This window comes from Winkia sp. C0117E2, from assembly GCF_056590455.1.
The window spans coordinates 181,618-201,674 of the sequence record NZ_JBWPWD010000003.1 but is presented as its reverse complement, the minus strand read 5'-3'; the positions used below and the strand labels follow the sequence as shown (position 1 = coordinate 201,674).

General features: G+C 59.1%; 17 protein-coding genes, 1 tRNA gene and 1 pseudogene. 6 read left to right on the top strand and 13 right to left on the bottom strand.

Annotated features, from left to right (window positions below):
* The first annotated feature begins 81 nt into the window (after nucleotides 1-81).
* Nucleotides 82-2,415, top strand: a complete 2,334-nt coding sequence (locus tag AC1EKG_RS05540) for a (Fe-S)-binding protein (protein WP_004806572.1) — start codon at nucleotides 82-84, stop codon at nucleotides 2,413-2,415.
* 2 nt (nucleotides 2,416-2,417) lie between these two features.
* Here AC1EKG_RS05540 and AC1EKG_RS05535 read toward each other — a convergent pair whose 3' ends face one another.
* From AC1EKG_RS05535 to hrpB, 3 genes are read right to left on the bottom strand one after another with little or no spacing between them, the layout of a single operon-like run.
* Nucleotides 2,418-3,596 (bottom strand): hypothetical protein, encoded by a 1,179-nt coding sequence (locus tag AC1EKG_RS05535; RefSeq protein ID WP_004806574.1) that lies wholly within the window; start codon nucleotides 3,594-3,596, stop codon nucleotides 2,418-2,420.
* Complete coding sequence (gene dcd / locus AC1EKG_RS05530) at nucleotides 3,593-4,171, bottom strand: dCTP deaminase (RefSeq protein ID WP_040315098.1); 579 nt, start codon at nucleotides 4,169-4,171, stop codon at nucleotides 3,593-3,595. Before dcd ends, AC1EKG_RS05535 begins: the two co-directional genes overlap by 4 nt.
* Nucleotides 4,172-4,229: 58 nt before the next feature.
* The gene (gene hrpB, locus AC1EKG_RS05525) at nucleotides 4,230-6,716 is read right to left on the bottom strand and encodes an ATP-dependent helicase HrpB (protein WP_481067776.1); all 2,487 of its coding nucleotides are present in this window, start codon (nucleotides 6,714-6,716) and stop codon (nucleotides 4,230-4,232) included.
* Here hrpB and AC1EKG_RS05520 point away from each other — a divergent pair.
* A pseudogene (locus AC1EKG_RS05520) lies at nucleotides 6,703-7,173 on the top strand (YwiC-like family protein); the annotation flags it as partial. The gene hrpB and the pseudogene AC1EKG_RS05520 sit on opposite strands and share 14 nt — an antisense overlap.
* A 243-nt stretch (nucleotides 7,174-7,416) precedes the next feature.
* Here AC1EKG_RS05520 and AC1EKG_RS05515 read toward each other — a convergent pair.
* The 5 genes from AC1EKG_RS05515 to AC1EKG_RS05495 all read right to left on the bottom strand — a co-directional run bounded on the left by AC1EKG_RS05515 (nucleotide 7,417) and on the right by AC1EKG_RS05495 (nucleotide 11,598).
* Nucleotides 7,417-8,205, bottom strand: coding sequence for a DNA-3-methyladenine glycosylase I (locus AC1EKG_RS05515; RefSeq protein WP_004806579.1), 789 nt, complete (start codon nucleotides 8,203-8,205; stop codon nucleotides 7,417-7,419).
* A gap of 118 nt (nucleotides 8,206-8,323) precedes the next feature.
* Nucleotides 8,324-9,097, bottom strand: a complete 774-nt coding sequence (locus tag AC1EKG_RS05510) for a hypothetical protein (RefSeq protein ID WP_141740516.1) — start codon at nucleotides 9,095-9,097, stop codon at nucleotides 8,324-8,326.
* Between the two features lie 41 nt (nucleotides 9,098-9,138).
* Complete coding sequence (locus tag AC1EKG_RS05505; protein WP_004806583.1) at nucleotides 9,139-9,702, bottom strand: hypothetical protein; 564 nt, start codon at nucleotides 9,700-9,702, stop codon at nucleotides 9,139-9,141.
* Between the two features lie 91 nt (nucleotides 9,703-9,793).
* A complete protein-coding gene (locus tag AC1EKG_RS05500) occupies nucleotides 9,794-10,186 on the bottom strand; it encodes an RNA-binding S4 domain-containing protein (RefSeq protein WP_004806585.1) in 393 nt (130 codons plus the stop codon).
* Complete coding sequence (locus tag AC1EKG_RS05495) at nucleotides 10,183-11,598, bottom strand: amino acid permease (RefSeq protein WP_040315100.1); 1,416 nt, start codon at nucleotides 11,596-11,598, stop codon at nucleotides 10,183-10,185. The genes AC1EKG_RS05500 and AC1EKG_RS05495 overlap by 4 nt, the downstream gene beginning before the upstream one ends.
* A gap of 253 nt (nucleotides 11,599-11,851) precedes the next feature.
* Between AC1EKG_RS05495 and AC1EKG_RS05490 the strand changes: the two genes are divergently transcribed.
* From AC1EKG_RS05490 to AC1EKG_RS05480, 3 genes are all read left to right on the top strand, one after another.
* Complete coding sequence (locus AC1EKG_RS05490; protein WP_004806591.1) at nucleotides 11,852-12,637, top strand: hypothetical protein; 786 nt, start codon at nucleotides 11,852-11,854, stop codon at nucleotides 12,635-12,637.
* 61 nt (nucleotides 12,638-12,698) lie between these two features.
* Nucleotides 12,699-14,042: a Na+/H+ antiporter family protein gene (locus AC1EKG_RS05485; protein WP_004806593.1), complete on the top strand. Its 1,344-nt coding sequence runs from the start codon at nucleotides 12,699-12,701 to the stop codon at nucleotides 14,040-14,042.
* 50 nt (nucleotides 14,043-14,092) lie between these two features.
* Entirely contained in the window at nucleotides 14,093-14,884 is a 792-nt protein-coding gene (locus AC1EKG_RS05480; protein WP_481067775.1) for an alpha/beta hydrolase, read from the top strand.
* A gap of 345 nt (nucleotides 14,885-15,229) precedes the next feature.
* Here AC1EKG_RS05480 and AC1EKG_RS05475 read toward each other — a convergent pair.
* A tRNA-Arg gene (locus tag AC1EKG_RS05475) sits at nucleotides 15,230-15,302 on the bottom strand.
* 190 nt (nucleotides 15,303-15,492) lie between these two features.
* On the opposite strand from AC1EKG_RS05475, the gene AC1EKG_RS05470 reads away from it, so the two are divergent.
* Nucleotides 15,493-16,401, top strand: a complete 909-nt coding sequence (locus tag AC1EKG_RS05470) for a fructosamine kinase family protein (RefSeq protein WP_004806643.1) — start codon at nucleotides 15,493-15,495, stop codon at nucleotides 16,399-16,401.
* Nucleotides 16,402-16,412: 11 nt separating this feature from the next.
* On the opposite strand, the gene AC1EKG_RS05465 is transcribed toward AC1EKG_RS05470, so the two are convergent.
* Genes AC1EKG_RS05465 through AC1EKG_RS05450 form a run of 4 tightly spaced genes read right to left on the bottom strand, consistent with a single transcriptional unit; the run spans nucleotide 16,413 to nucleotide 20,009 of the window.
* Entirely contained in the window at nucleotides 16,413-17,177 is a 765-nt protein-coding gene (locus AC1EKG_RS05465) for an NADPH-dependent oxidoreductase (RefSeq protein ID WP_004806646.1), read from the bottom strand.
* A gap of 59 nt (nucleotides 17,178-17,236) precedes the next feature.
* Nucleotides 17,237-18,196, bottom strand: a complete 960-nt coding sequence (locus AC1EKG_RS05460) for a glycine betaine ABC transporter substrate-binding protein (protein ID WP_004806647.1) — start codon at nucleotides 18,194-18,196, stop codon at nucleotides 17,237-17,239.
* A complete protein-coding gene (locus AC1EKG_RS05455) occupies nucleotides 18,196-18,927 on the bottom strand; it encodes an ABC transporter permease (protein ID WP_004806649.1) in 732 nt (243 codons plus the stop codon). Before AC1EKG_RS05455 ends, AC1EKG_RS05460 begins: the two co-directional genes overlap by 1 nt.
* Nucleotides 18,927-20,009 carry an ABC transporter ATP-binding protein gene (locus AC1EKG_RS05450; protein ID WP_051004230.1) on the bottom strand — a complete coding sequence of 361 codons (1,083 nt, stop codon included), beginning with the start codon at nucleotides 20,007-20,009 and terminating at the stop codon, nucleotides 18,927-18,929. The genes AC1EKG_RS05455 and AC1EKG_RS05450 overlap by 1 nt, the downstream gene beginning before the upstream one ends.
* Nucleotides 20,010-20,057 lie beyond the last annotated feature (48 nt).

Genomic DNA, 20,057 nt, shown 5'->3' with positions numbered 1-20,057 from the left:
GCGGTAGTTTTTGGAGTGTTTGATCACCACTGCATTTTCTTCGCCGTAGAATCTTGGGCGGGCTTTAGTAGGGTGGGATTCGTGAAATTGTCGGTATTGCAAACAGTATGCTTGACCTTGGTCGTTATTGCGACGGTGGTTGGGATAGGCAGCTTTATCCGCGGTCTTTCGCAGATGGTTTCGATCATTGCCGAGGGCGCCCCTGCCCCGGGCAGGGGGAAGCCTCTTGCGCGCCGCCTTTGGCTTGCTATCTCGAAGCCCCTGTCGCACTCAGCTTTTAAGGGTCGACCTTTCATCAAGGCGGCGCACTGGCTAGTGATGGTGTCGTTCCCGCTGCTGTTTTTGACTTTGGTTGCCGGCTACGGCCAGGTGGTGAACCCGCACTACACGCTCCCAATTCTGGGTTCGTTTGCGCCCTGGGAGTGGACTGTTGAGGCCATTGCGTGGGCCTCGATGGCCGGTATCATCTGGCTGATTGTGGTGCGCACTCGCGCGGGCAAGGGAAGGCCCGGAGAGGCAGAATCTACTGGTCGGGACGGTCAGAAGAGGCCGTCTCGCTTTTTGGGGTCTGCCTGGAGCCATGCCCGCTTCGTCGAGGGCGTCATCCTTGGGGTCGTCATTTGCGTGCTGTTGCTTCGCATATTGGAATACGCCCTGCTGTCTAAGGATCCGGCTACTGCCGTATCCGCATGGCATTTCCCTTTCACTTTCCTTCTGGGCAAGCTGGCAGCGCACGCATCGGTTGGGGCTTTGCAGAACGCGATTGTGGTTACCGCGACCGTAAAGATCGTCATCTCCATGGCCTGGATGGTAGTGGTCGGCTTGGCCATTTCGATGGGCGTAGCTTGGCACCGGTTCTTGGCGTTCGTAAACATTTACGCGCGCCGCAAGGTGGATGGTTCGAAAGCGCTGGGGGCTGCCGCTCCCATGTACGCTGGCGGCAAGCCGGTCACCGCCAAGTCAATGGAGAACTTGGAGGCGCTCGAGGGCGAATCGCTAGGAGTCGGCTCTCTGGCAGACATGACCTGGAAGGATCGCCTCGATATCTTCTCGTGTACCGAGTGCGGCCGCTGCCAGGAGGTGTGCCCGGCGTGGGCCACCGGCAAGCCCCTGTCCCCCAAACTTTTCATTACTGCCCTCCGCGACCACGCGGTGGCGTCCTCGTCATTCGCGCAGGCCGCAGCCAAAATGGGCGCTAGCGATACCGACGAATTAGTACAGGGCACCAAGAGCCTGTACCGCGGCTCGCTCATGCCTCACAACGCAGATGTGCTCGGGGCGCTCCGGGACGCGAAGATCACCGGCGCGGACGGGGTGGCCATCGAACCGGCGCCACTAGTCTGCAACGTAATTTCTCCCGAAACCCTGTGGGCCTGCACCACTTGCGGCGCCTGCGTCGACCAGTGCCCCACCGATCTAGAGATCCTCGATCACATCATTGACATCCGCCGCCACCAGGTCACCATGCAAAGTGCCTTCCCGCAGGATCTGGCCCGCCCACTGCGGTCTTTGCAGCGCCAACAAAACCCGTACGGCATCTCCGGGAAGAAGCGACTGGACTGGGCTAAAGACTTAGATTTCGACGTGCCCGTCGTAGGCCAGGACATTCCGAATGCCTCCTCAGTCGACTACCTATTCTGGGTCGGGTGTGCGGGTGCCTACGACGATCGAGCCAAGAAGACTACGCAGGCGGTGGCGCAGATGCTCCACCACGCCGGCGTCACCTTTGCAGTGCTCGGCAGCGGCGAGAGCTGCACCGGCGATCCGGCCCGCCGCGCCGGCAACGAACTGCTGTACCAGACACTGGCCGCCGCAGCGGTAGAAAAACTGAACGAAGCCGCCCCCAAACGCATCGTGGTCACCTGTGCCCACTGCTTCAACACCATTCGCAACGAATACCCCGAGCTTGGGGGGAATTACCAGGTAATCCACCACACTGAATTACTGTCCACACTGGTAGCCGAAGGCAAGCTGAAGCCCCTCATCGAAAACGGCAAGCACAAAGTGACCCTGCACGACGCCTGCTACCTGGGCCGACACAACGGCATCTACAACGCCCCGCGCGAATTGCTCGGCGCCCTCCCCGGCTTCGAAGTAACCGAAATGCCGCGCACTAAAGACCGGGCAATGTGTTGCGGTGCTGGCGGTGCCCATGCCTTCATGCAGGACACAATCGGCGTTCGCATTGCCGATGCGCGGGTCAGCGAAGCCGCAGCCACCGGGGCAGACACCGTGGCAACCGCCTGCCCATTCTGTTCGACAATGCTGGCCTCCGGCAGGCCGCAAGAGGGCGAAGCCCCACAGGTTGCCGACGTGGCCATCCTGCTGCGCGACGCAGTACTGGAAAAGACTGTTGAAGAAAAACCGGTTCAGCAGGAAGAAGAGGAAGACGACTGGGACGATTTCTTCGACTGAGCCTAGAAGACTAGGAAACCGTCCTCGTCTACAGCGCGCCCGCCAGTCAAGGTGCACAATGTGCGCGCCACCTGCTCAATCGTAGAAGCGACCCGCAACCGTTCTACTCGCATGGAACGCTGCACCTTGGCAGCCCCCGCCTTGGCCGGATTGTCCGGTACCCACTGGATCAAATAGCTGGTCGGTTCGTCCTCGGCCCAGGTCTCATACTGCACGCACACAGGCAGGTAGTGAGCCGGCTCAACCACAATTTCGAGGCTGGAGGAATGCCCGGCTCGCCCCATCAGGTGGTAGCCGGGAGTCAGCTCCGCATAGGCAGCTTCCTGATCGTACTCGTCGGCGCGACGATGCAATTCTTGCCGTTCCGCTTCGCTCATCTGCGCAACCGCAGCTTCCCGAATCCCGTGCTTGTCCATAGCCAGCTTGCTCGGCGCCAGGGGCGGTTCCGCCAGGGCGGGTGCATCTAGCGTGGGCACAATGGTCTCTAGGGACTCGACCAACTGGGCAGGATCCAAGTAGTGCGGGCCGTAAACTACCATGCCCACCGACGAATCCGGATCCGGGGTAATGACCTTAGCCGTGTCGGGCACGCGCAACTGACCTGCCAACCGGCGCGCAAACTTGCGGCACGCATTGACCGCGCGCAGATATTCACCCGCGGGAGCCTCAGTGAAAGCATCCATCAGAGGGTCCAGGCCGCGCAGATGCGGCGGCATCTTCCCAGCCACCTGCTGCTCGCACTGCAAAATAAACGCCTGCGTGACAGTAGCGTGAAACCCCATCTCGGAAGCCACCAGCTTCTCGACCTGGAAAGGCCCAGCAAGCGTTGCCGCCTCAGAAATCTGTAACCTGCCGGGACCAACCCAGCCTGCGCGGGGCCACAGCGACACCGCGAGCGCTTCTAGTTCGCTGACTTCGACCTCGTCGGCAACGCCCAAGACTACGGCCTGGGCGGCCTCTTCGAGCGGCAGCTCCCCCTGCACCTTGTACCACTCTGCGCCGGGATCGATCGAGACGCCCTCGGCAGTGGTGATACCCGTGGCCCCCACCCGGTAGGCGGGAATGCCTAACGCGGTAGAAGTGACGGTGTTGGGGATGGCTGCGATGTCCTCCGAAAAGTTCTGCTCGGCCGCCCACGCCATCTTCTGTTCGGTCGAAACTCGGCGAACTGGTTTATTCATTCCGGATTGCCTCGCGTGAAACGCAAGTAAGAGCGGGAGGCGGTCGGGCCGCGCTGGCCCTGATAGTGCGATCCCAGTTCACCCGAACCGTACGGATTCTGTGCCGGCGAAGTCAGCTCAAAGAAGCACAGCTGGCCGACCTTCATTCCGGGGTACAGCAAAATCGGCATGGTGGCGGTGTTCGACAGTTCCAAGGTGACGTGCCCGGAAAAGCCCGGATCAATGAAACCTGCGGTCGAGTGCGTCAGCAACCCCAGCCGCCCCAGCGAGGACTTGCCCTCCAGGCGGGCAGCAATGTCCGGCCCCAACGTAACCTTTTCCCAAGTGGCGCCCAGCACGAACTCGCCCGGGTGCAAGACGAAGGGCTCGTCGCCCTCGACCTTGACAAGGTGAGTGAGATCTTCCTGCTCGCTAGCAGGGTCGATCACCGAATACTTGTGGTTATCGAAAAGCCGAAACCACCTGTCTAGGCGCACGTCGATAGAGGAAGGCTGGATTAGCTCGGGGGCGAGCGGGTCCAGGTTCACCCTTCCCGAATCCAAGGCGCGCCGAATATCACGATCACTTAGCAACACGTATCCATTATGCCTAACTCTGAGGCCGCCGGAAAACGCGCTGGTTTAGACTTCGAAGTTAAGATTTTTTATGAGCAAGCGCCTTCTTGGTTTTCATCGTTGCCTGCGCCGTAGTGGGATCCTCCGGCCAGGGGTGTTTCGGGTAGCGGCCCCGCATTTCGGCACGCACCCCCGGATAGGCATTCTTCCAGAATGATTCCAAATCCTGGGTTAGTGCCAGCGGCCGCCCAGCTGGAGACAGTAAGGACAGCTGTACGGGCACACGCCCATCTACAACGGTGGGATTTTGCTCCCACCCAAAACATGCTTGCAGCTTCACTGAAAGTCGGGGTGGGGCGCCGTCCTCTAAATATTCGAGGGCGACGGTGCTTCCCGAAGGCACTTGCAGGCGTTCGGGGACGAGCTCGTCTAGTTTGGCTGCTTCCGGCCACGGCAAAATACCCTGCAAGGCCGAGGTTGGCGACAGTTGCGGTACGCTCGCCCCTTTTTCTAGCTGGGCAAGCAAAGGGGCGGCGAATAGTTCGTTCTTCCCTAACCCCTCCATTGAGGTGTCGGGCCAGGGAGCACCCAAAGTGCGGTGCAGCAATAGCAGGCGGCGGCGCAGGTTCTCGCCTTTCTTCGACCAGGTGAAAAGGCGGGCTCCCTGGCGGGCGAATTCTGCGCGAACGGCCTCGGCTACGGCCTCGCCCCGAGCAGGCACCGGCCTTGCCGAGAGTTCGATGTGCCCCAACGTCACCGTCTCTTCGGCACGTACCTTGCCGTCCTCAAAGTGCACGGTCACGGAGGTATTTTTCAGCGGCTCTCCCAGACGCAACGCGTCCGCCTCAGTTAATTCGGCCGCCAGGCGGATGATGTTTGTAGGGCTAGCCTTGGTCAGGTCGGCTACCGCCAGCCAGGTTTGTCCTTGCAGCGGCGAGCCTTTCGGGAGGGCGGCGCCGTTGCCTTGGGCCAGCAAATATTCGTCGGAATTACCGCGACGGCGAGCGATCCTGCCAGGGTAGGCCAACGCTACCATTTCGGCTTCTAAGCTTGCGCTAGTGGGACTTTGCTCGGTGGGGGCCATCTGCGCGAAACGCTTCGCATCCGCCTTCCACCGCGGTGGGCACTGCCGCTTGAGCCGCCTGTGCAGCGCGGGCAAATCAGCTCCCGTATCGCGTTCGTCAGAGCTGAGAGTGGCCAACAGCGCCCCGGCGCGGGCAGGACCAAACCTTTTGCCCCCTTCCAAAAGGGCACGCCCAAGGCGCGGATCAGCGGGGATGCGAGCCAGCTGGCGACCGAAGGCAGTGATCGTCCCGCGCTCGTCTACCGCTCCCAGAGTTCGCAGTGTATTCTCTGCTCGGTCACTAGCAGCTTCGGGCAGTGGCGAGGGAAGCGCCATCCCGCGAGCGCGCGGAGCCCCCCACGCCGCCAGCAGCAGGAGCAATTGGGCTAGGTCAGAGGTTTCGACCTCTGGCAAGGAATGGGAGCGCATGCGAGCCCATTCGACTTTGGAGAACAGTCTGATGACGCGGCCGGGACCGAGGCGGCCGGCGCGACCTGCCCGCTGGGTCGAGGAGGCTTTTGAAGAATAGTTAGTGACCAGGCCGGTCATTTGGCGGGAGACGTCAAAGGTGGCCACTCGTTCCAGGCCCGCGTCTACTACTAGGCGCACCCCTGGCACTGTGATGGATGATTCTGCCACATTGGTGGTACAGACTAGGCGTTTGCCCTTCTGAGGCAGGGCGAGGATGCTGTCTTGCTCGGCTCCGCTCAGGCGTCCGTGTAGCAATCTGACGTCCATGTCCGGGCAGGCGGCGCGCGCGGCTTGGGCAGCAATTTCCAGGTCGCGTAGTCCGGGGAGGAATAGCAACGCTACTTGCCCCTCATCCTTTTCGAGGGCGGAGGCGGCTGCCCTGCCCGCGTAGGCAAGAAAATCCGGGTTTGTGCCCCGGTCAGTTAGCCGTTGCATCTTGCCTGGCTGGTAGTCGATCTGGAGCGGGTAGGATTCGGCGTCGATGGCAACTTCTTCTACCCCACCCAGAGTGGCGGAGAATCTGTCCGCATCTAGGGTTGCGGACATGGCAACCACCTGGAAGTCCTCGCGCAGTTGAGCAATGTCGTGGCAGATCCCCACTGCCAGGTCAGTGTCGGTGTGGCGTTCGTGTACCTCATCTAGTACTACGGCGCCAACTCCCGCTAGTTCGGGATCGGCAATGGCCCTGCGGATGAATACCCCGGTGGTTACAAATTCGACTTTGGTGTGCGCACTTAGTTTGGATTCGCCCCGCACAGTGAGTCCTACTTGGTGGCCAACTTTTTCGCCCAGCAGACTGGCCAGGCGGTGGGCGCCGGCGCGGGCAGCCAGCCGCCTAGGTTGGGTGACTATGACGCGTCCTGGCACCGTTGCCGCAAGGGCGGGCGGAATCAGAGTGGTCTTTCCGGTTCCGGGCGGTGCTGAAACTACAGCCGCCCCATCTTTAGCGAGCGCGACAGCCAGCGGGGCTAGCACAGCGTAGGCGGGCAGCCCGCCCGCAGCCTGATTTATTTCCTCTATGGAACGCACCATTCAAGCATATGGGAACTTGGAGTGGGACAAAGCCCATGGGAAGATGAGGGGTATGACTGCAAAAAACGAGCGCGGCTCCCGCTCACGGCAAGGATGGGTTCCCAACCAGCATGGCGCATGGGCGATGGTCGTCGTTCCTTACTGGATTGGAGCATTGCAAGGCGAAGACTACGTGTTCCTTACCTTGCTAGTGTTTGCAGTTTGGTTCGTTGGTTACTTTGCTTTCTTCAGCGCCAGCCAATACTTCCTTTCTAAAGGCAGAAGGGGACTAAAACCGACTCTGGTATACACGACCATCACTGCCCTACTGGGATTGACTGCCGCATTTATCCGCCCATGGCTGCTGGCTTGGGCAGTGCCTTTTGTTCCACTGGCAGCGCTTGCATTAGAACGAACCGTGCACCACGCTGGCCGCTCTCTAGTTGCCCGGTCAGCGACAATTCTTGCCGCTGGCATGATGACTCTGGTCGGGTATGCGTGCGCAACGGGCGTGCAGACCATTTCCAATCTTTTTAGCAATGGTCATATTGATACCGGCGTTGCCACTAACGAAAATGCCTCTCTTACCGGTTGGCCCTGGGTGTTTTTGCTGAGCATAATCCTGACCACCTATTTTTGGCTGTCAGTACCCTACGTAAAATCCTTAGTGCGCAATCGCGGCTCTATCCCGATGGTCGCCCTGTCAATTGGCACCCACGTGCTAGCTAGCATCGGGGTTAGCGTAGCCGTCTTCCACACCTGGCTTCATCCAATAAACGCCTTCATCTGGTGGATATTCCTGGCCGGCAAATCCGCCTTCGCTCCCTGGTATTCCGCCCACACCGGGAAGCGAATCCGCCCCAAGGTCATTGGTTATTCCGAGGTAGGAATATTCATCCTGGTAATAATTGCCCTGCTCGTCAGCTAACACATCGGCCCGCCAGGTTCCCGGCACATTGTCATCTACGATGCCGCATGCCTGCATAAACGCGTATGCGGTGCGGGCTCCCACCCGCTTACAGCCAAACTCGGTGAGCCGCTTCGCCAGCTCAGCCGAGCGCGCCGAATAAGACGGCACCTCTTCGCCTCGCATAGGCCGAGGACGATCTGGGTCATAAGCTTGCCACGCAACCTTGGGTAGTCCCCCGACTGCGCGCATTTTCTGTACCGCGTTCGCTAGCGCGATCACGGCCCGGACCTTCTGTTCGTTGCGGATGCCTGCCGACTCGTCCAAGATCTGCCGCACATCGGTGTCCGTAAAAGCAGCTACCCGATCAACGTCGAAGGAGCAGAACAGGCGGCGCAACTGCGGGCGGCGAGCCAAAATCAGCCGCCATCGCATTCCCGCCTGAAACAACAGTAAGGCAAGCAGCTCAAACATGCCCTGTTCTCCCCACATCGGCACAGACCATTCTGAATCGTAATAATCGCGCAGTGCCTGATCTGCGTATGCCCATGCCGGGCGCCCTAGTCCGTCCTGACCAACGACCGCTTCATAACCATCTTTCATACCCGCACGCTAACCAAATGCAGGCATCGGCCTCTCCGAAAAAAGGGGCGATTGTGGATAAGTACGCTAATGGGCTCCTGTGGATAACCATCAGGAGCCCGTCAATGCTAGTTACAGGTTAGTAGTCCCAGTCGTCTAAATCGTCCGAGTCAGTTTGCTCGTCCTCTTCATCATCGAAACGATCATCATGCCAATCGGCAAAACCGGCCTCGTCTTGGCCGTCTGCCTCCGGATCCATATCCAGGTCCCAGCCCGACTTTGCCCACTGGGCCAACTCGTCCTCTTCATCACCCTGGTCGGCCTCAGACTGATCGGTTACCACACCGGCACTATCCAGCTGCTCCTCGGCAACCTCCTGCGCATCGGCATGCGGATTCAAGATCGCAACCGCAGCAGCCAGATCGGCATCGGACAGGTCAAGCCCCGACACATCCGTGTCATCCTGGCCGGCAGAAACCTGCTCCGGCAAAGATTCACCCACCAGCTGGCGTGACGCCGACTGCAGCGCATCAAGCATCGCCTGCGGCTCAACAAAAACCTCTTGTAGCGTCGAATGTGCCATAAACGCTAGCGATTCCCCAAAAGAATCGACCTCGGCATCAGGCACCGTAGAGTACTGGATTGCTTCGGCCTTTTGCCCCTCGTAAGCGGAAGCAAGCGCATGCAGAGCCGGCAGCTCCCCTTCCATCTCCATGGCCTCAGCCAAAGCCGACACCTGCTCAAATGCCGCGGCCACCTGGGAGTGGGCTATGCCAGCAAAGGCGGCACGCAAAACCTGCGCATAATCCAACGTCTCCTGCGTCGGATCGTCCGCCACCTGAAGGTTAAACGACGCGGGAAGCATCCCCGCCTCTACACAAATGTTCTGTAAAAGCCTGCTCGCGCTATCCATAGCTCAATTATGCGGGATAGACCCGGGTTCTTGCACCCGCTCTACCACTCTTCTTCTTCGTCCTCTTCGTCCTCGATCTGGATGTCGGCTATCTCTTCTTCTTCGTCGTCGTCTTCGTCTTCAACCTGGGTATCCAGGTCGGCAAAGTCCACGTCGTAGCGCTGGCCAACCTGAACCAACGCCTCGTGCAGTCCAGCCGGTTCCAACTGCATCTGCAACAGGCGGCCAGAGAGCTCTCCGATAACCTCAGCAACTTCGTCCACGTCCTCAATATCTACGTCTTCAAGCGTGCGCTGCAATCCAGACATATCCGACGCCAACGCGTTTTCCAGCAAAGTCACCGCCTGAAATTCCAGTTCGTCGTCCTCGGGAATAGATTCGGTAAGTTCCTGCGACCCGTGCGAGAGATCCCTGCGCGCCAGCTTCGCCTCGTCAGCCACCTCTTCGAGCAGCCACGCATATCCCTGAGTGGTCTTAGAAAGCTGGCGCTTATTAGCTACCTCAACCCACAGTTCTTCGTCGCGCCTATTGAAAGCAAAAACATGTAGATCATGAACTAGATCTGCTAGATCAATACCAAGCTGATCAGCGGGGATACGCGTCACTTTCTTTCCTTTCCTAGTTACTACCTGTAACGGTAGAACGAGAAAGAAAAAAACTCCATTTAGGAAAAGGTGTTTTATTTCGCTTAGTTATCTAGCGCCTATCCCAGTTCGGATCGTGCCCGCGCAATTTGTCTAATTGCCGCCTCTCCCGCTTGGTTGGGCGCCCACTTCCCGGCTCGCGTTTAGCCACCGGAATGTAGAACCGAGGACGGGCTGGCGAGAGATCTTCGTAACAGGTGCGGGCAACTGGTGCCCCGACCCGTTTCTTCAGCAGCTTTTGCGCCACAAAAATTTTGTCGAAGCCCTGAACGCGCACCCGCACCTCGTCGCCCACGTGCACCTTAGTAGCCGGCTTGACCGGCTCCTTATTGATACGCACATGACCAGATTTAGCCATCTGGGTGGCGAGCGTGCGCGTTTTTACCACGCGCACCGCCCACAACCACTGGTCCACCCGGACCGCGCCAGAATCTGCCCCGGTCATTCGGCCCGCTTCTGATCCATGGTGGTAAGCGGGGCGGGATCGGGCAGCTTCCGCGACCGCGCCAGCAGGTAGTAGGAAGCCACCAAGATAATCAGGTATGGAATGCCCGCGTACCACACCACGGGAAGTTCCCAGTACAGCAGGATAAAAATGGCCACCGAAATAGCAATGATCAGGTAATTCACCACCGGGTAGCCAACCAGACATGCCGGCGGCTTTTCTTTATGCGTAGTGTCCCTGCGGAAACGCAGGTGAGTCAGCATGACCATGACCCAAGTGACCAGGATCGACACGGTGGCGCACCCATACAGGTACAGGAAGGCACTGTTTGGTGCCACGATCGCCAGAACGGAGGCAATCACCATTCCCACCGTTGCTATTAGGACCGCGCCCCGAGGAGCCCCGTGCCTAGAAGTAAAGCGAGCAAAGTTGGGAGCCATCTTGTCCAGGGCGAGCGAGTGGATCATGCGGGAGCACGAATACAGGCAGCCGTTCGCGGCCGACAGCGCTGCCACGATCAAGATGGCGTTCATAATGTGCCCTGCAGCTGGCACTCCGGAAGCGTCCAAGACCTTCACGAAGGGCGATTCTGAGACTGAACCTGTATGGGCAGCCGTGTCCTGCCAATTCTGAAGCGCGACCACCACGGTAACTGCCAGCACGTAGAAGATCAGCAGTCGCCAGATCATAGCGCCGGCAGCGCGCGGAATATCCCGCTCGGGGTGTTCAGATTCAGCTGCCCCCACAGATACGTTTTCAATACCGCCGAAGCTGAAAACCGCCATACAAGCAGCGATCAGGATCCCGCCCAAACCTTTGGGCGCAAAACCGCCGTGGGCTGTCAGGTGTGCGAAACCGAGCGGCTCCGGGTAGGCCGGCCACCCAAAGAGCAGCAGCGACAATCCCAAAAGGATGAATACGCAGATGGCGGTTACTTTAATCATCGAGAACCAGTATTCAGAGGTGCCATACAGCCGCACCGTGGCCATATTGAGGCCCACGATGAATACGGAGCACAGTACCGTACCCAGCCCTAACGACAGGCCGGGAAACCAGTGCTGCAAGTAGGTGGCGGTAGCCGTAACTTCGGCCCCCACCGCCGTCAACATACACACCGAGAAGTTCCACCGGGTGACGTAGCCACCCATCTTCCCCAGGTAGTGCGCGGCAATTGCGCCGTGTCCGCCCGGAACCGGGTAAACGGACACCATCTCGGCTAACGCCCAAACGATGGAGAGGGCGCACAGTCCCGCAAGCGCGTACGAAATAACGGTGGCAGGCCCGGCTAGCGCGATAGTAGAGCCTGCCCCCAGAAAGAGGCCAGTGCCCAGGGCACCAGACAGTCCGATCATTGATACCTGACCGGATGTCAACCTCCGATCTAAGTGGGTTCTACTTGCGCTTCCAGACATAAAAATCCTCACCGTTAAGGGGTTACTAACTGGGCAAATTGTACGCCTTCCATAATGTGGCGAATATTCCATCCCGGTTTGTGGGACTTTAATGCATTTTTTCCGTAGGCTGGAGGGGCTGGAAAGTGCGACCACCACGTGCAAGCGTGGTTGCGCCCTCAAGGACGAGGACGAATTTTTACCACAGGTCGCAAAAAGATGAAAAAAACATTATGGTTTTGTAATGTAACGACTGATTCAGTTAGGGGGAGTCATGTCAGCGCTGCTACTCCATCATTTCCGCCCCCTTTTCCGGATGGTAGGTTTTGCGGCATTAGTGCCCTTCCTACTAGTCCCCTCGGTGGCTCTGGCCGATGAATCGCCAACAGCCGAGCCCACTTCTTCGCCCTCCACTTCCACCGCGGAATACCAGAAGGGCACGCAGGAAGCGGGGAAAGATTCCCCCGCCGCAGCCGACGGGCAAGGCTCCAAGCCGAGTGGCGAAATAGCTCCGAAGACTGACGACAAGAAGGCGCCCGGCACGAAGGTCGCCTCCCCCAAAAGTCACCCCCACGCCCCCAAGGCAAACGTGAAGGGCCAGCGTGCCCCTAAAGAGATAACGCCCTCGGTTGACTCGGATTCACTACCCGAATCCCCAGCGACTGAAGCTGCCGGTTCGACACTTGCGGCCGCGCCCTCGCCAAACGCTGCCCCCGAGCAGGCAGACGGGGCTAGCTTGGCCACTGAAGCGCCTGGCAAGGCGGGCAACGCGGGCGTCTCTCCGAAGGTGCTGCCCGAAGCTTCCAGTTCGCCCGGGCCAACCCCAATCAGCCCGAAGCGTTCACATTCTAAGACAGATTCTGAGGAAGGTAGCGACTCAGAAAACACCGTTGACCATCCCCACGTCATCTTGCCAACCACTTCCGTCGAGCAGGCCACACCCCACTATTTCGACGTAGATCTGCTGATTGTGGGCTTTATTGTGCTTTCCTCGGCGGGACTCATCGGACTGGCCATGGGAATGAAACTGCCCAACTGGCGCAAGGGGAATAGGCGCTGACGCCAAGCCACCTAGTGGACAAACCTTCGCACGTGCACAACCCTGCCATTAGGGTTTGCGTATGAACGCAGTTGTTATAGCAGTTTGCCTCATGCTCCTCCTGGCAGTAGCACGAGTGCACGTGGTCCTCGCCCTGTTCATAGGCGCATTGGTCGGGGGGCTGCTTAGCGGCTTAGGCCTGGATGGCACCATGGTTGCCTTCCAAGAAGGCCTAGGCGACGGCGCCAAGATTGCCCTGTCCTACGCCCTCCTCGGAGCTTTCGCTATGGCAGTTGCGCATTCGGGCTTGCCCGACATGTTGGCAAGCAAGCTAATTACCAAGCTGAACGAGGCAGAAGAGCAGGGCTCCTCCAAAGCCCGCCTGCTAACGAAGTGGGGCATGATCGCCGCAATCGCAGCCATGGCGGTCATGAGCCAGAACGTAATCCCCGTCCACATCGCCTTCATTCCGCTACTAATACCCCCGCTACTGGGGGTTATGAATAAGCTGCACCTAGACCGGCGCGCTATTACCTGCGTACTAACCTTCGGCCTAGTCACTACCTACATGTTTTTACCCATCGGCTTCGGCAAGATCTTCCTAAATGACATCCTGCTGGGCAATATCAAAAAGGCGGGGCTGGACACCTCCCACATATCAATCATGCGCACGATGGGCATTCCCGCCCTCGGCATGTTCTTAGGTCTACTATTCGCCCTCTTCGTCACCTACAGGCGGCCACGCACCTACCGCGCAACAAAAATCGAGGCGGAAGAAAAAGAAATTTCAAAGTACCGCATCACCGTATCGGTCATCGCCATCCTTGCCTGTTTCTCAATGCAACTGGTGCTGAACACCATCAACTCTGATGCGGACGCATTGCTGGTTGGCGCGCTAGTTGGTCTGGGCGTATTTATCTTTACCGGCGCAATTAAGGTGCGGGAGGCCGACGAGGTATTCACTTCGGGCATGCGCATGATGGCGCTCATCGGCTTCATTATGATCAGTGCACAGGGATTCGCAAACGTGATGAGCAAATCCGGTCAGATCGAGCCGCTCGTAAAATCCACAGCCGCCCTATTCGGCGACAATAAGGCCATGGCCGCTCTTGCCATGCTCTTGGTGGGCTTACTTGTAACGATGGGGATTGGCTCGTCGTTTTCTACCTTGCCGATCATTGCCGCCATTTATGTGCCGCTATGCGGCGCACTTGGTTTTAGTCCCATGGCCACCGTCGCGCTTGTCGGTACCGCCGGGGCCCTAGGGGACGCGGGCTCCCCCGCCTCCGATTCGACATTGGGGCCAACCGCCGGCCTCAACGTGGATGGGCAACACGACCACATTCGCGACTCGGTTATCCCCACGTTCTTGCACTTCAACATTCCGCTAATGGTAGCTGGATGGATTGCGGCAATGGTGCTTTAGCAGCGCTCGTTTAGGCACAAAGGTGCGCGTTCCCTGGCAAACTAGGGTCTATGAAAGCTGACTTCCACGAAGATTTAGCCAAGGATCCGCGCGGATCCGTACTTATTTTGCACGGTTACGCCGAACACCAAGGCCGCTACAGGGCCCTCAAGGACGCGCTGGTGCAGGGCGGATACGACGTTTACAGCTACGACCAGTACGGGCATGGCTTGGCGCCGGGGCCCCGCGCGCAAGTGGATGTGGGGGCATTGATCAAGGATCACGTGCAAGCCCGCATGGACCTTGCCGCACGCATTCGCACCGACAAGTTTTTCCTGTTCGGGCATTCCATGGGGGGCCTAGTAACTGCGGCCTCAGCACTTTTGCAGCCCGAGGGCGTATCCGGGGTTGTACTGTCCGGGCCAGCCTTGATGAATGCTTCGTTGACTCCCAAGGTTGCTCGGGCGCTCATGCCGCTAGCACAGATGTTTCCAGCCCTGGGCACGGTGCGCCTCTCGGCCGATCAGGTCTCGCGCGACCCGCAGGTAGTGGAAAGCTACACGACCGATCCTCTAAATTTCACGGGCAAGGTTCCCGCGCTCACCGCCCTCACTATGGTTGCCCAGGGTGGCGAGGTGTTGTCCAACGCCAGCGATTGGCGCCTGCCGCTTCTGATCTTCCACGGCGAAGAGGACAAATTGGCTGCGCCAGCTGGGTCCCACTATTTTGCCGAGGACGCTCGCGCTGGCGGCGCCCAGGACGTAACGGTGGTGGACGTACCCGCCGCTCGTCATGAAGTGTTCAACGAACCAGAAGCGCCAGTGCTCCGCCGAAAGATGTTGATCTGGTTGTCGCTCCACTAGAATCTGACGCTTTGGGCAGTTGGCTCCTGTGCGCTAGAGCCCAGCGCACAGGAAGATTAGTCGCGCCCATACCTTCCAGGGGCAGACCACAGCCTGCCCCTGGAAGGTTGCTATTCGCTAAACTTTTTCCGCAAAATTGTTCTGTCTCTAACAGATAGCTGCCCAGGCCTGCCACCGGCGCTACGCACAGTAGACCGTTGCCACGCCTCCTAGTTTTACTTCGGAGGGCGCGCAAGGCGTTGGGCCAGCCATCTGGGCTTTGGCAAGACCTGCAGACCGCGCTTCTATAGCACTTTTTAAACGACAAGCTCCCTTGAACTGGGCCTCAGTTCAAAGGAGCGTCTGCGCGCCCGAAGGGACTCGAACCCCCAACCTTCTGATCCGTAGTCAGATGCTCTATCCATTGAGCTACGGGCGCATAAGCGTTGTTCGCTTTGACGTAATTACTCTACAACCGGAACGCGAAACCTCCAAACCGGCGGGACGCGATCCTGATCACAGAGGCTCTTACCTGCGCCTATGTAGGAACCCGCGAACTAACAGCCCTTTTTCAGCGCAACTTTTGCTGTCCAGTTCACACCTCTGGCTCTTAGCGAGACAATGGATGCATGGTTGAACAGCTAGATCCTATGGTTGCCCCTGCCCACGACGACTTCGCAAAGACGGAGCCGTCTCGCCCATATGCGACTGTACTCGAGGCGTTGGGCCTACAGTGGTTAGCCGAACCGATGGCGCAAGGGGGCGCCTTCGTTGTCCCCCACACCGGGGCGGTGCCCGGGCGTCTCTCTACCAGGCGCATCCACGAGACCCGCGTAGATGAGGTAGCCGCTTTTGAATTTGGGCGTGCCCTAGCACGCACCCACGCGGCCGGGGCGGCCGGATGGGGAGCCCCTCCCGCCGGATGGCAGGGGGACGGCTACATGGGCCGGAAAGAACTACGCCTACCGGCAGCCAACTCCAAGGAATCACTACCTACCTGGGGCGAATTCTTTGCTGAGCAACGAATCTTGCCGTGTATGAAATACGCCCGCGAAAACGGATCCATGTCAGCCTCGGACGTAAAAATCGTGGAAAAGGTTGCTGCCCGCATCAGCCGCGGCGACTTCTCCTCGGCCCAACCGGCTCTACTGGCCGCAGACGCCCCAGCGCGCATCCACGGTGACCTATGGACGGGCAATGTGCTGTGGGCTCGTAAGGAAGACCTGCAGTGGGCGCCCCAGGCAGCTGGGACCGGAAGTCCCGAAGGAAACCGCGACGCGCTGCACAATACAGTAGGAGTCATCATCGACCCGGCCGCCCAGGGTGGACACGCAGAAACCGACTTGGCCTACCTAGAAGTATTCGGCCAACCCTACCTAGATCGCATCTACGCCGGTTACAATTCCGTCTCGAAACTGCAAGAAGGTTGGAAGAAACGCATGGGCATCCACCAACTACACATTCTGGCGGTGCACGCCGCAATATTCGGCGGCAGCTACGGCCGAATCACCGTAGCCACCGCCATGCGTTACGTCTAGGCATACACCGCCTACTTGTCCTGCAAGGCCAGATTAAATCCCTGATCTGCTATAGCCGCCACGATGCGGCGCCGCTTAGGCGCGTCGCGGGTAATGATGCGCGTCAGCTGCTCGGTGAACGAATCGACACGCCTGTTGGCATCTCGCAGATCGTAGTAGGTGGTCATCTCGGCGTCGTAATCCTTGAATGTTTCCAGGTAAGAGCCGTCCTCGCCCTCGTCGTAAACGTTTTCGTAGGCGCGCAGAGCAATGGGCATCCGCGGCTTCAGTTGTGGTTCCTGGGCAGGCTTGCCGAACATCAGCCCCAGGGCGGGAAATACCAACTTGGGCAGCTGCAGCAGCTCAACCAGCGCCCACGGATCATTCAACAGCGACCCTAAGAAACAAGTACCGAGCCCCATTGACTCGGCAGCTGTAGCAACATTCTGGGCCATCAGCACGGCATCGGTAAATCCCTGGAAGAAGCCGTCCATGGTGGTGGCGTTCGCCCCATCCTGCCCCTTCTCGGTCACAATATGCTGGGCGCTGTTCAGATCGGCCACGAACACCCAGATTTCCGGGGCTTCCGCAATGTAGGCCTGGTTGCAAATTTTTGCCACTTCTTCTTTGATTTTCGGGTCAGTGAGGCGAATCAGGGAGCTCATCTGAAGCCCACAGGAAGTAGCCGTCCGGCGTGCCACCTCTAGCAGATCTGCTCTGACCTGATCGGAAATGGGCTCATCCAAGAAGCGGCGAATGCTCTTACGAGAAAGCTGTTTTTCTAGAGTCTGGTTCATGCTTACAACCTAGTCACCCAGTCCAGGTTTGGCATTATTTTTCATGCCGCGCGAAACTCCTATTTCTTAGCCACCAGCCCCTGGCTCTGCAACCATTTTGCTGCCACATTGGCCGGATCTTCGCCCTCGACATCTACCGCGGCATTCATCCGTTGCAACGCCTTAGTGGTCAACTTCGGGGTGATACGGGAAAATACTTCCGCAATTGCGGGAGACTCGCGCAGCTTCGCTGTAGCAATGACGGGAGCTACCGCGTAGTTCGGGAAATACCCTTTGTCGTCCTCGAGCGTGGCAAGGTGCAACGACATAATCCGCCCATCCGTGCTCATGACTTCGCCAACTTTGCACTGCCCGTCCGCGAGCGCCTGGAACATGGCTCCCTGATCCATCAGTTTTATGTTTCTTCTCGGCAGATTTTCCCCCAGCCTCAGACCGTAGTGGGCCAAGGCCGGCTGCAAGCCGTCGTCGCGCGAAAAGAATTCCGGATCCGCGCAAATGGTTAGCGTTTCCGGGGCGAGGGCGGCCACGTCAGATAGCGTTCGCAGGTGTGCCTTGTCTTCTTGTCGCACCGCGAAGCCGTACGTGTTGTTCATGGGGGCAGGGGGTAACCAGGTGAGCCCATTTTTCTTATCTGCTTCGCGCACTAGCTCGTACTGTTTTTGGCGGTTCGCGACGCCTTTGCCGCCTAGGTAGATGGTCCAGGCGGTGCCGGTGTATTCGAATTCGAAGTCTACTGCCCCGGTGGTGTGGGCTTGCCGCGCGGATTGGGATCCGGGCATCCCGGTCATGTCGGTAACCTGGTAGCCTGCCGCGCGCAGGGCGATCACGGCGAGTTTGCCAAGGACTAAACCTTCGGTGAAATTTTTGGATCCGACGGTGACGTGCACGCCCTCGGCGCCCTTTTCATGCGCAATTTCGGCGGGGGCCATGTCCGGGGCAAATCCGGACGAGGGCGAAAGCGCGCACCCGCCAAGGCTAATGACGCTCAGGAGGGCCAGGGAAGTTGCTATGCGTCTCATCAGATTCCTTTCGGCCGGGCCCACAGTTCGATCATGCGCCCAACCCAGTCGACGGCTAGGGCAAGCAGGGCTACCAGTAGCGCCCCCGCCACCAGCAGTTTGTACAGGAAGAGGGTCATGCCCGTTTGGATTAGGACTCCTAGGCCGCCGCCGTTCACGAAGACGGCTAACGTCGCCGTGCCGACTAGCAGGACTAGGGCGGTGCGTAGCCCGGCAAGGACAACCGGGCTTGCTAGCGGCAGTTCTACTTTCACGAGGACAGCCAGGGCGCTCATGCCCATGCCGCGGGCTGCTTCAACAGTGTTCCGGTCTACCCCTTCCAACCCCACCATGGTGGACGAGAGTACGGGTAGTACGGCGTAGGCAACGATCGCTATGAGCGCTGTTTTCATGCCGAAGCCTATCCCCATCGCAATAAGCACTATCAGCCCTATCGAGGGCGCAGCCTGGCCAACGTTGGCAAGGGCTAGTACGGCGGGGGCAAGGCGACGCAACGGCCCCCTGGTGAGGATGATGCCTGCTGGCACCGCGATCAGGACTACCAGGACGGCGCCGAGCACTGTAAGTAGTAGGTGTTCACCCATGATGGTGATGAGGTTTGCGGTGTTTAGCTGCCGAGACTCTTTTGGGGAAAGGCTTGCGGTGCGCAGCCACATAAAGAAGAGACTGAACCCGATCAGGAGCGCTAGCGGTGGCATCCAGACGTTTCGTTTTGCAAGAAGGCGGCTCATTAGGCCTCCTGGCTGATTTGGTCTAACAGGTCGGAAGCACGCAGGGCGAAGCGGTAGCGGCCCTGACGATCTACTACTAAGACGCCGTTGTGGGTAGAGGTGAGCATCAGCTCCATGACATCTGCCGCGGAGTCGGTTCCGCGCACCAGGGGCAGGGAGTTGTCCTGGGGGTGCCGGCCGGTGCTAGCCCGATATTGTTTGGTGCTCAACCAGGCGAGCGGGCTGCCGTCCTCGTTCAAGATGACGATGCCGTGCCCGCCTGCTGCGGCTGCCTGGGCGAGCACTTTTTCCCGGTCATCCCCCAGGTGTGCGGTCACGGTGCGCGAAGGTGTCAGATCTTCGACAGGGGTAATTTTCAGGAGGCGCGTGGCGGCGTCTGCTCCCACAAAGTCTGACACGAATTCGTCTGCCGGATCCATAAGGATGTGTTCTGGCGTTCCTACTTGCCGCAACCTGCCACCTTCGGAAAGGATGGCGATGCGGGTACCGAGCTTTAGGGCCTCATCCAGATCATGCGTGACGATCACTACGGTCGTTCCCAGGCGGGCTTGGGTGGCTAGCAAGGTTTCCTGCAATGCCCGTCGGGTGATCGGATCTACCGCGCCAAATGGTTCGTCCATTAGGAGGACGGGCGGATTCGCAGCTAGGGCGCGGGCAACTCCTACGCGTTGTTGTTGACCACCGGACAGATCGCGGGGGTAACGGTCGGCATATGTTTCCGGTTCGAGGGCAACGGCGCGCAGCAGTTCGTCAACGCGGGCAGCAATGCGCTTCTTCGTCCAGCCGAGCATCTTGGGCACCATTGCAACGTTCTGCGCCACGGACAGGTGAGGCATCAGGCCGCCGGCCTGAATTACGTAGCCGATCTTGCGGCGCAACTTGTCTGGGTTCATATCTGTAACGTCGCGGCCATTGATGATGATTTTTCCCGTGGACGGTTCGATCAATCTGTTGATCATCTTTAGGGTGGTGGTCTTGCCACAGCCGGAGGGGCCAACAAGGGCCAGGATTTCCCCTGCGGAAATATCAAGGTTGAAGTCGTTTACCGCTGGCGAGTCTGCACCCGGGTATGTTTTGCTCATGTGTGAAAGCCTGATTGAGGCTCCTCCCGCAGCAGCGTGGCGGGTAGG

Excerpts from the sequence above, each read along its gene's own strand:
- AC1EKG_RS05535 (WP_004806574.1), bottom strand. The coding sequence starts at position 3,596 with ATGAATAAACCAGTTCGCCGAGTTTCGACCGAACAGAAGATGGCGTGG.
- hrpB (WP_481067776.1), bottom strand. The coding sequence starts at position 6,716 with ATGGTGCGTTCCATAGAGGAAATAAATCAGGCTGCGGGCGGGCTGCCC.
- AC1EKG_RS05515 (WP_004806579.1), bottom strand. The coding sequence starts at position 8,205 with ATGAAAGATGGTTATGAAGCGGTCGTTGGTCAGGACGGACTAGGGCGC.
- AC1EKG_RS05510 (WP_141740516.1), bottom strand. The coding sequence starts at position 9,097 with ATGGATAGCGCGAGCAGGCTTTTACAGAACATTTGTGTAGAGGCGGGG.
- AC1EKG_RS05500 (WP_004806585.1), bottom strand. The coding sequence starts at position 10,186 with ATGACCGGGGCAGATTCTGGCGCGGTCCGGGTGGACCAGTGGTTGTGG.
- AC1EKG_RS05495 (WP_040315100.1), bottom strand. The coding sequence starts at position 11,598 with ATGTCTGGAAGCGCAAGTAGAACCCACTTAGATCGGAGGTTGACATCC.
- AC1EKG_RS05490 (WP_004806591.1), top strand. The coding sequence starts at position 11,852 with ATGTCAGCGCTGCTACTCCATCATTTCCGCCCCCTTTTCCGGATGGTA.
- AC1EKG_RS05485 (WP_004806593.1), top strand. The coding sequence starts at position 12,699 with ATGAACGCAGTTGTTATAGCAGTTTGCCTCATGCTCCTCCTGGCAGTA.
- AC1EKG_RS05480 (WP_481067775.1), top strand. The coding sequence starts at position 14,093 with ATGAAAGCTGACTTCCACGAAGATTTAGCCAAGGATCCGCGCGGATCC.
- AC1EKG_RS05470 (WP_004806643.1), top strand. The coding sequence starts at position 15,493 with ATGGTTGAACAGCTAGATCCTATGGTTGCCCCTGCCCACGACGACTTC.
- AC1EKG_RS05465 (WP_004806646.1), bottom strand. The coding sequence starts at position 17,177 with ATGAACCAGACTCTAGAAAAACAGCTTTCTCGTAAGAGCATTCGCCGC.
- AC1EKG_RS05460 (WP_004806647.1), bottom strand. The coding sequence starts at position 18,196 with ATGAGACGCATAGCAACTTCCCTGGCCCTCCTGAGCGTCATTAGCCTT.
- AC1EKG_RS05455 (WP_004806649.1), bottom strand. The coding sequence starts at position 18,927 with ATGAGCCGCCTTCTTGCAAAACGAAACGTCTGGATGCCACCGCTAGCG.
- AC1EKG_RS05450 (WP_051004230.1), bottom strand. The coding sequence starts at position 20,009 with ATGAGCAAAACATACCCGGGTGCAGACTCGCCAGCGGTAAACGACTTC.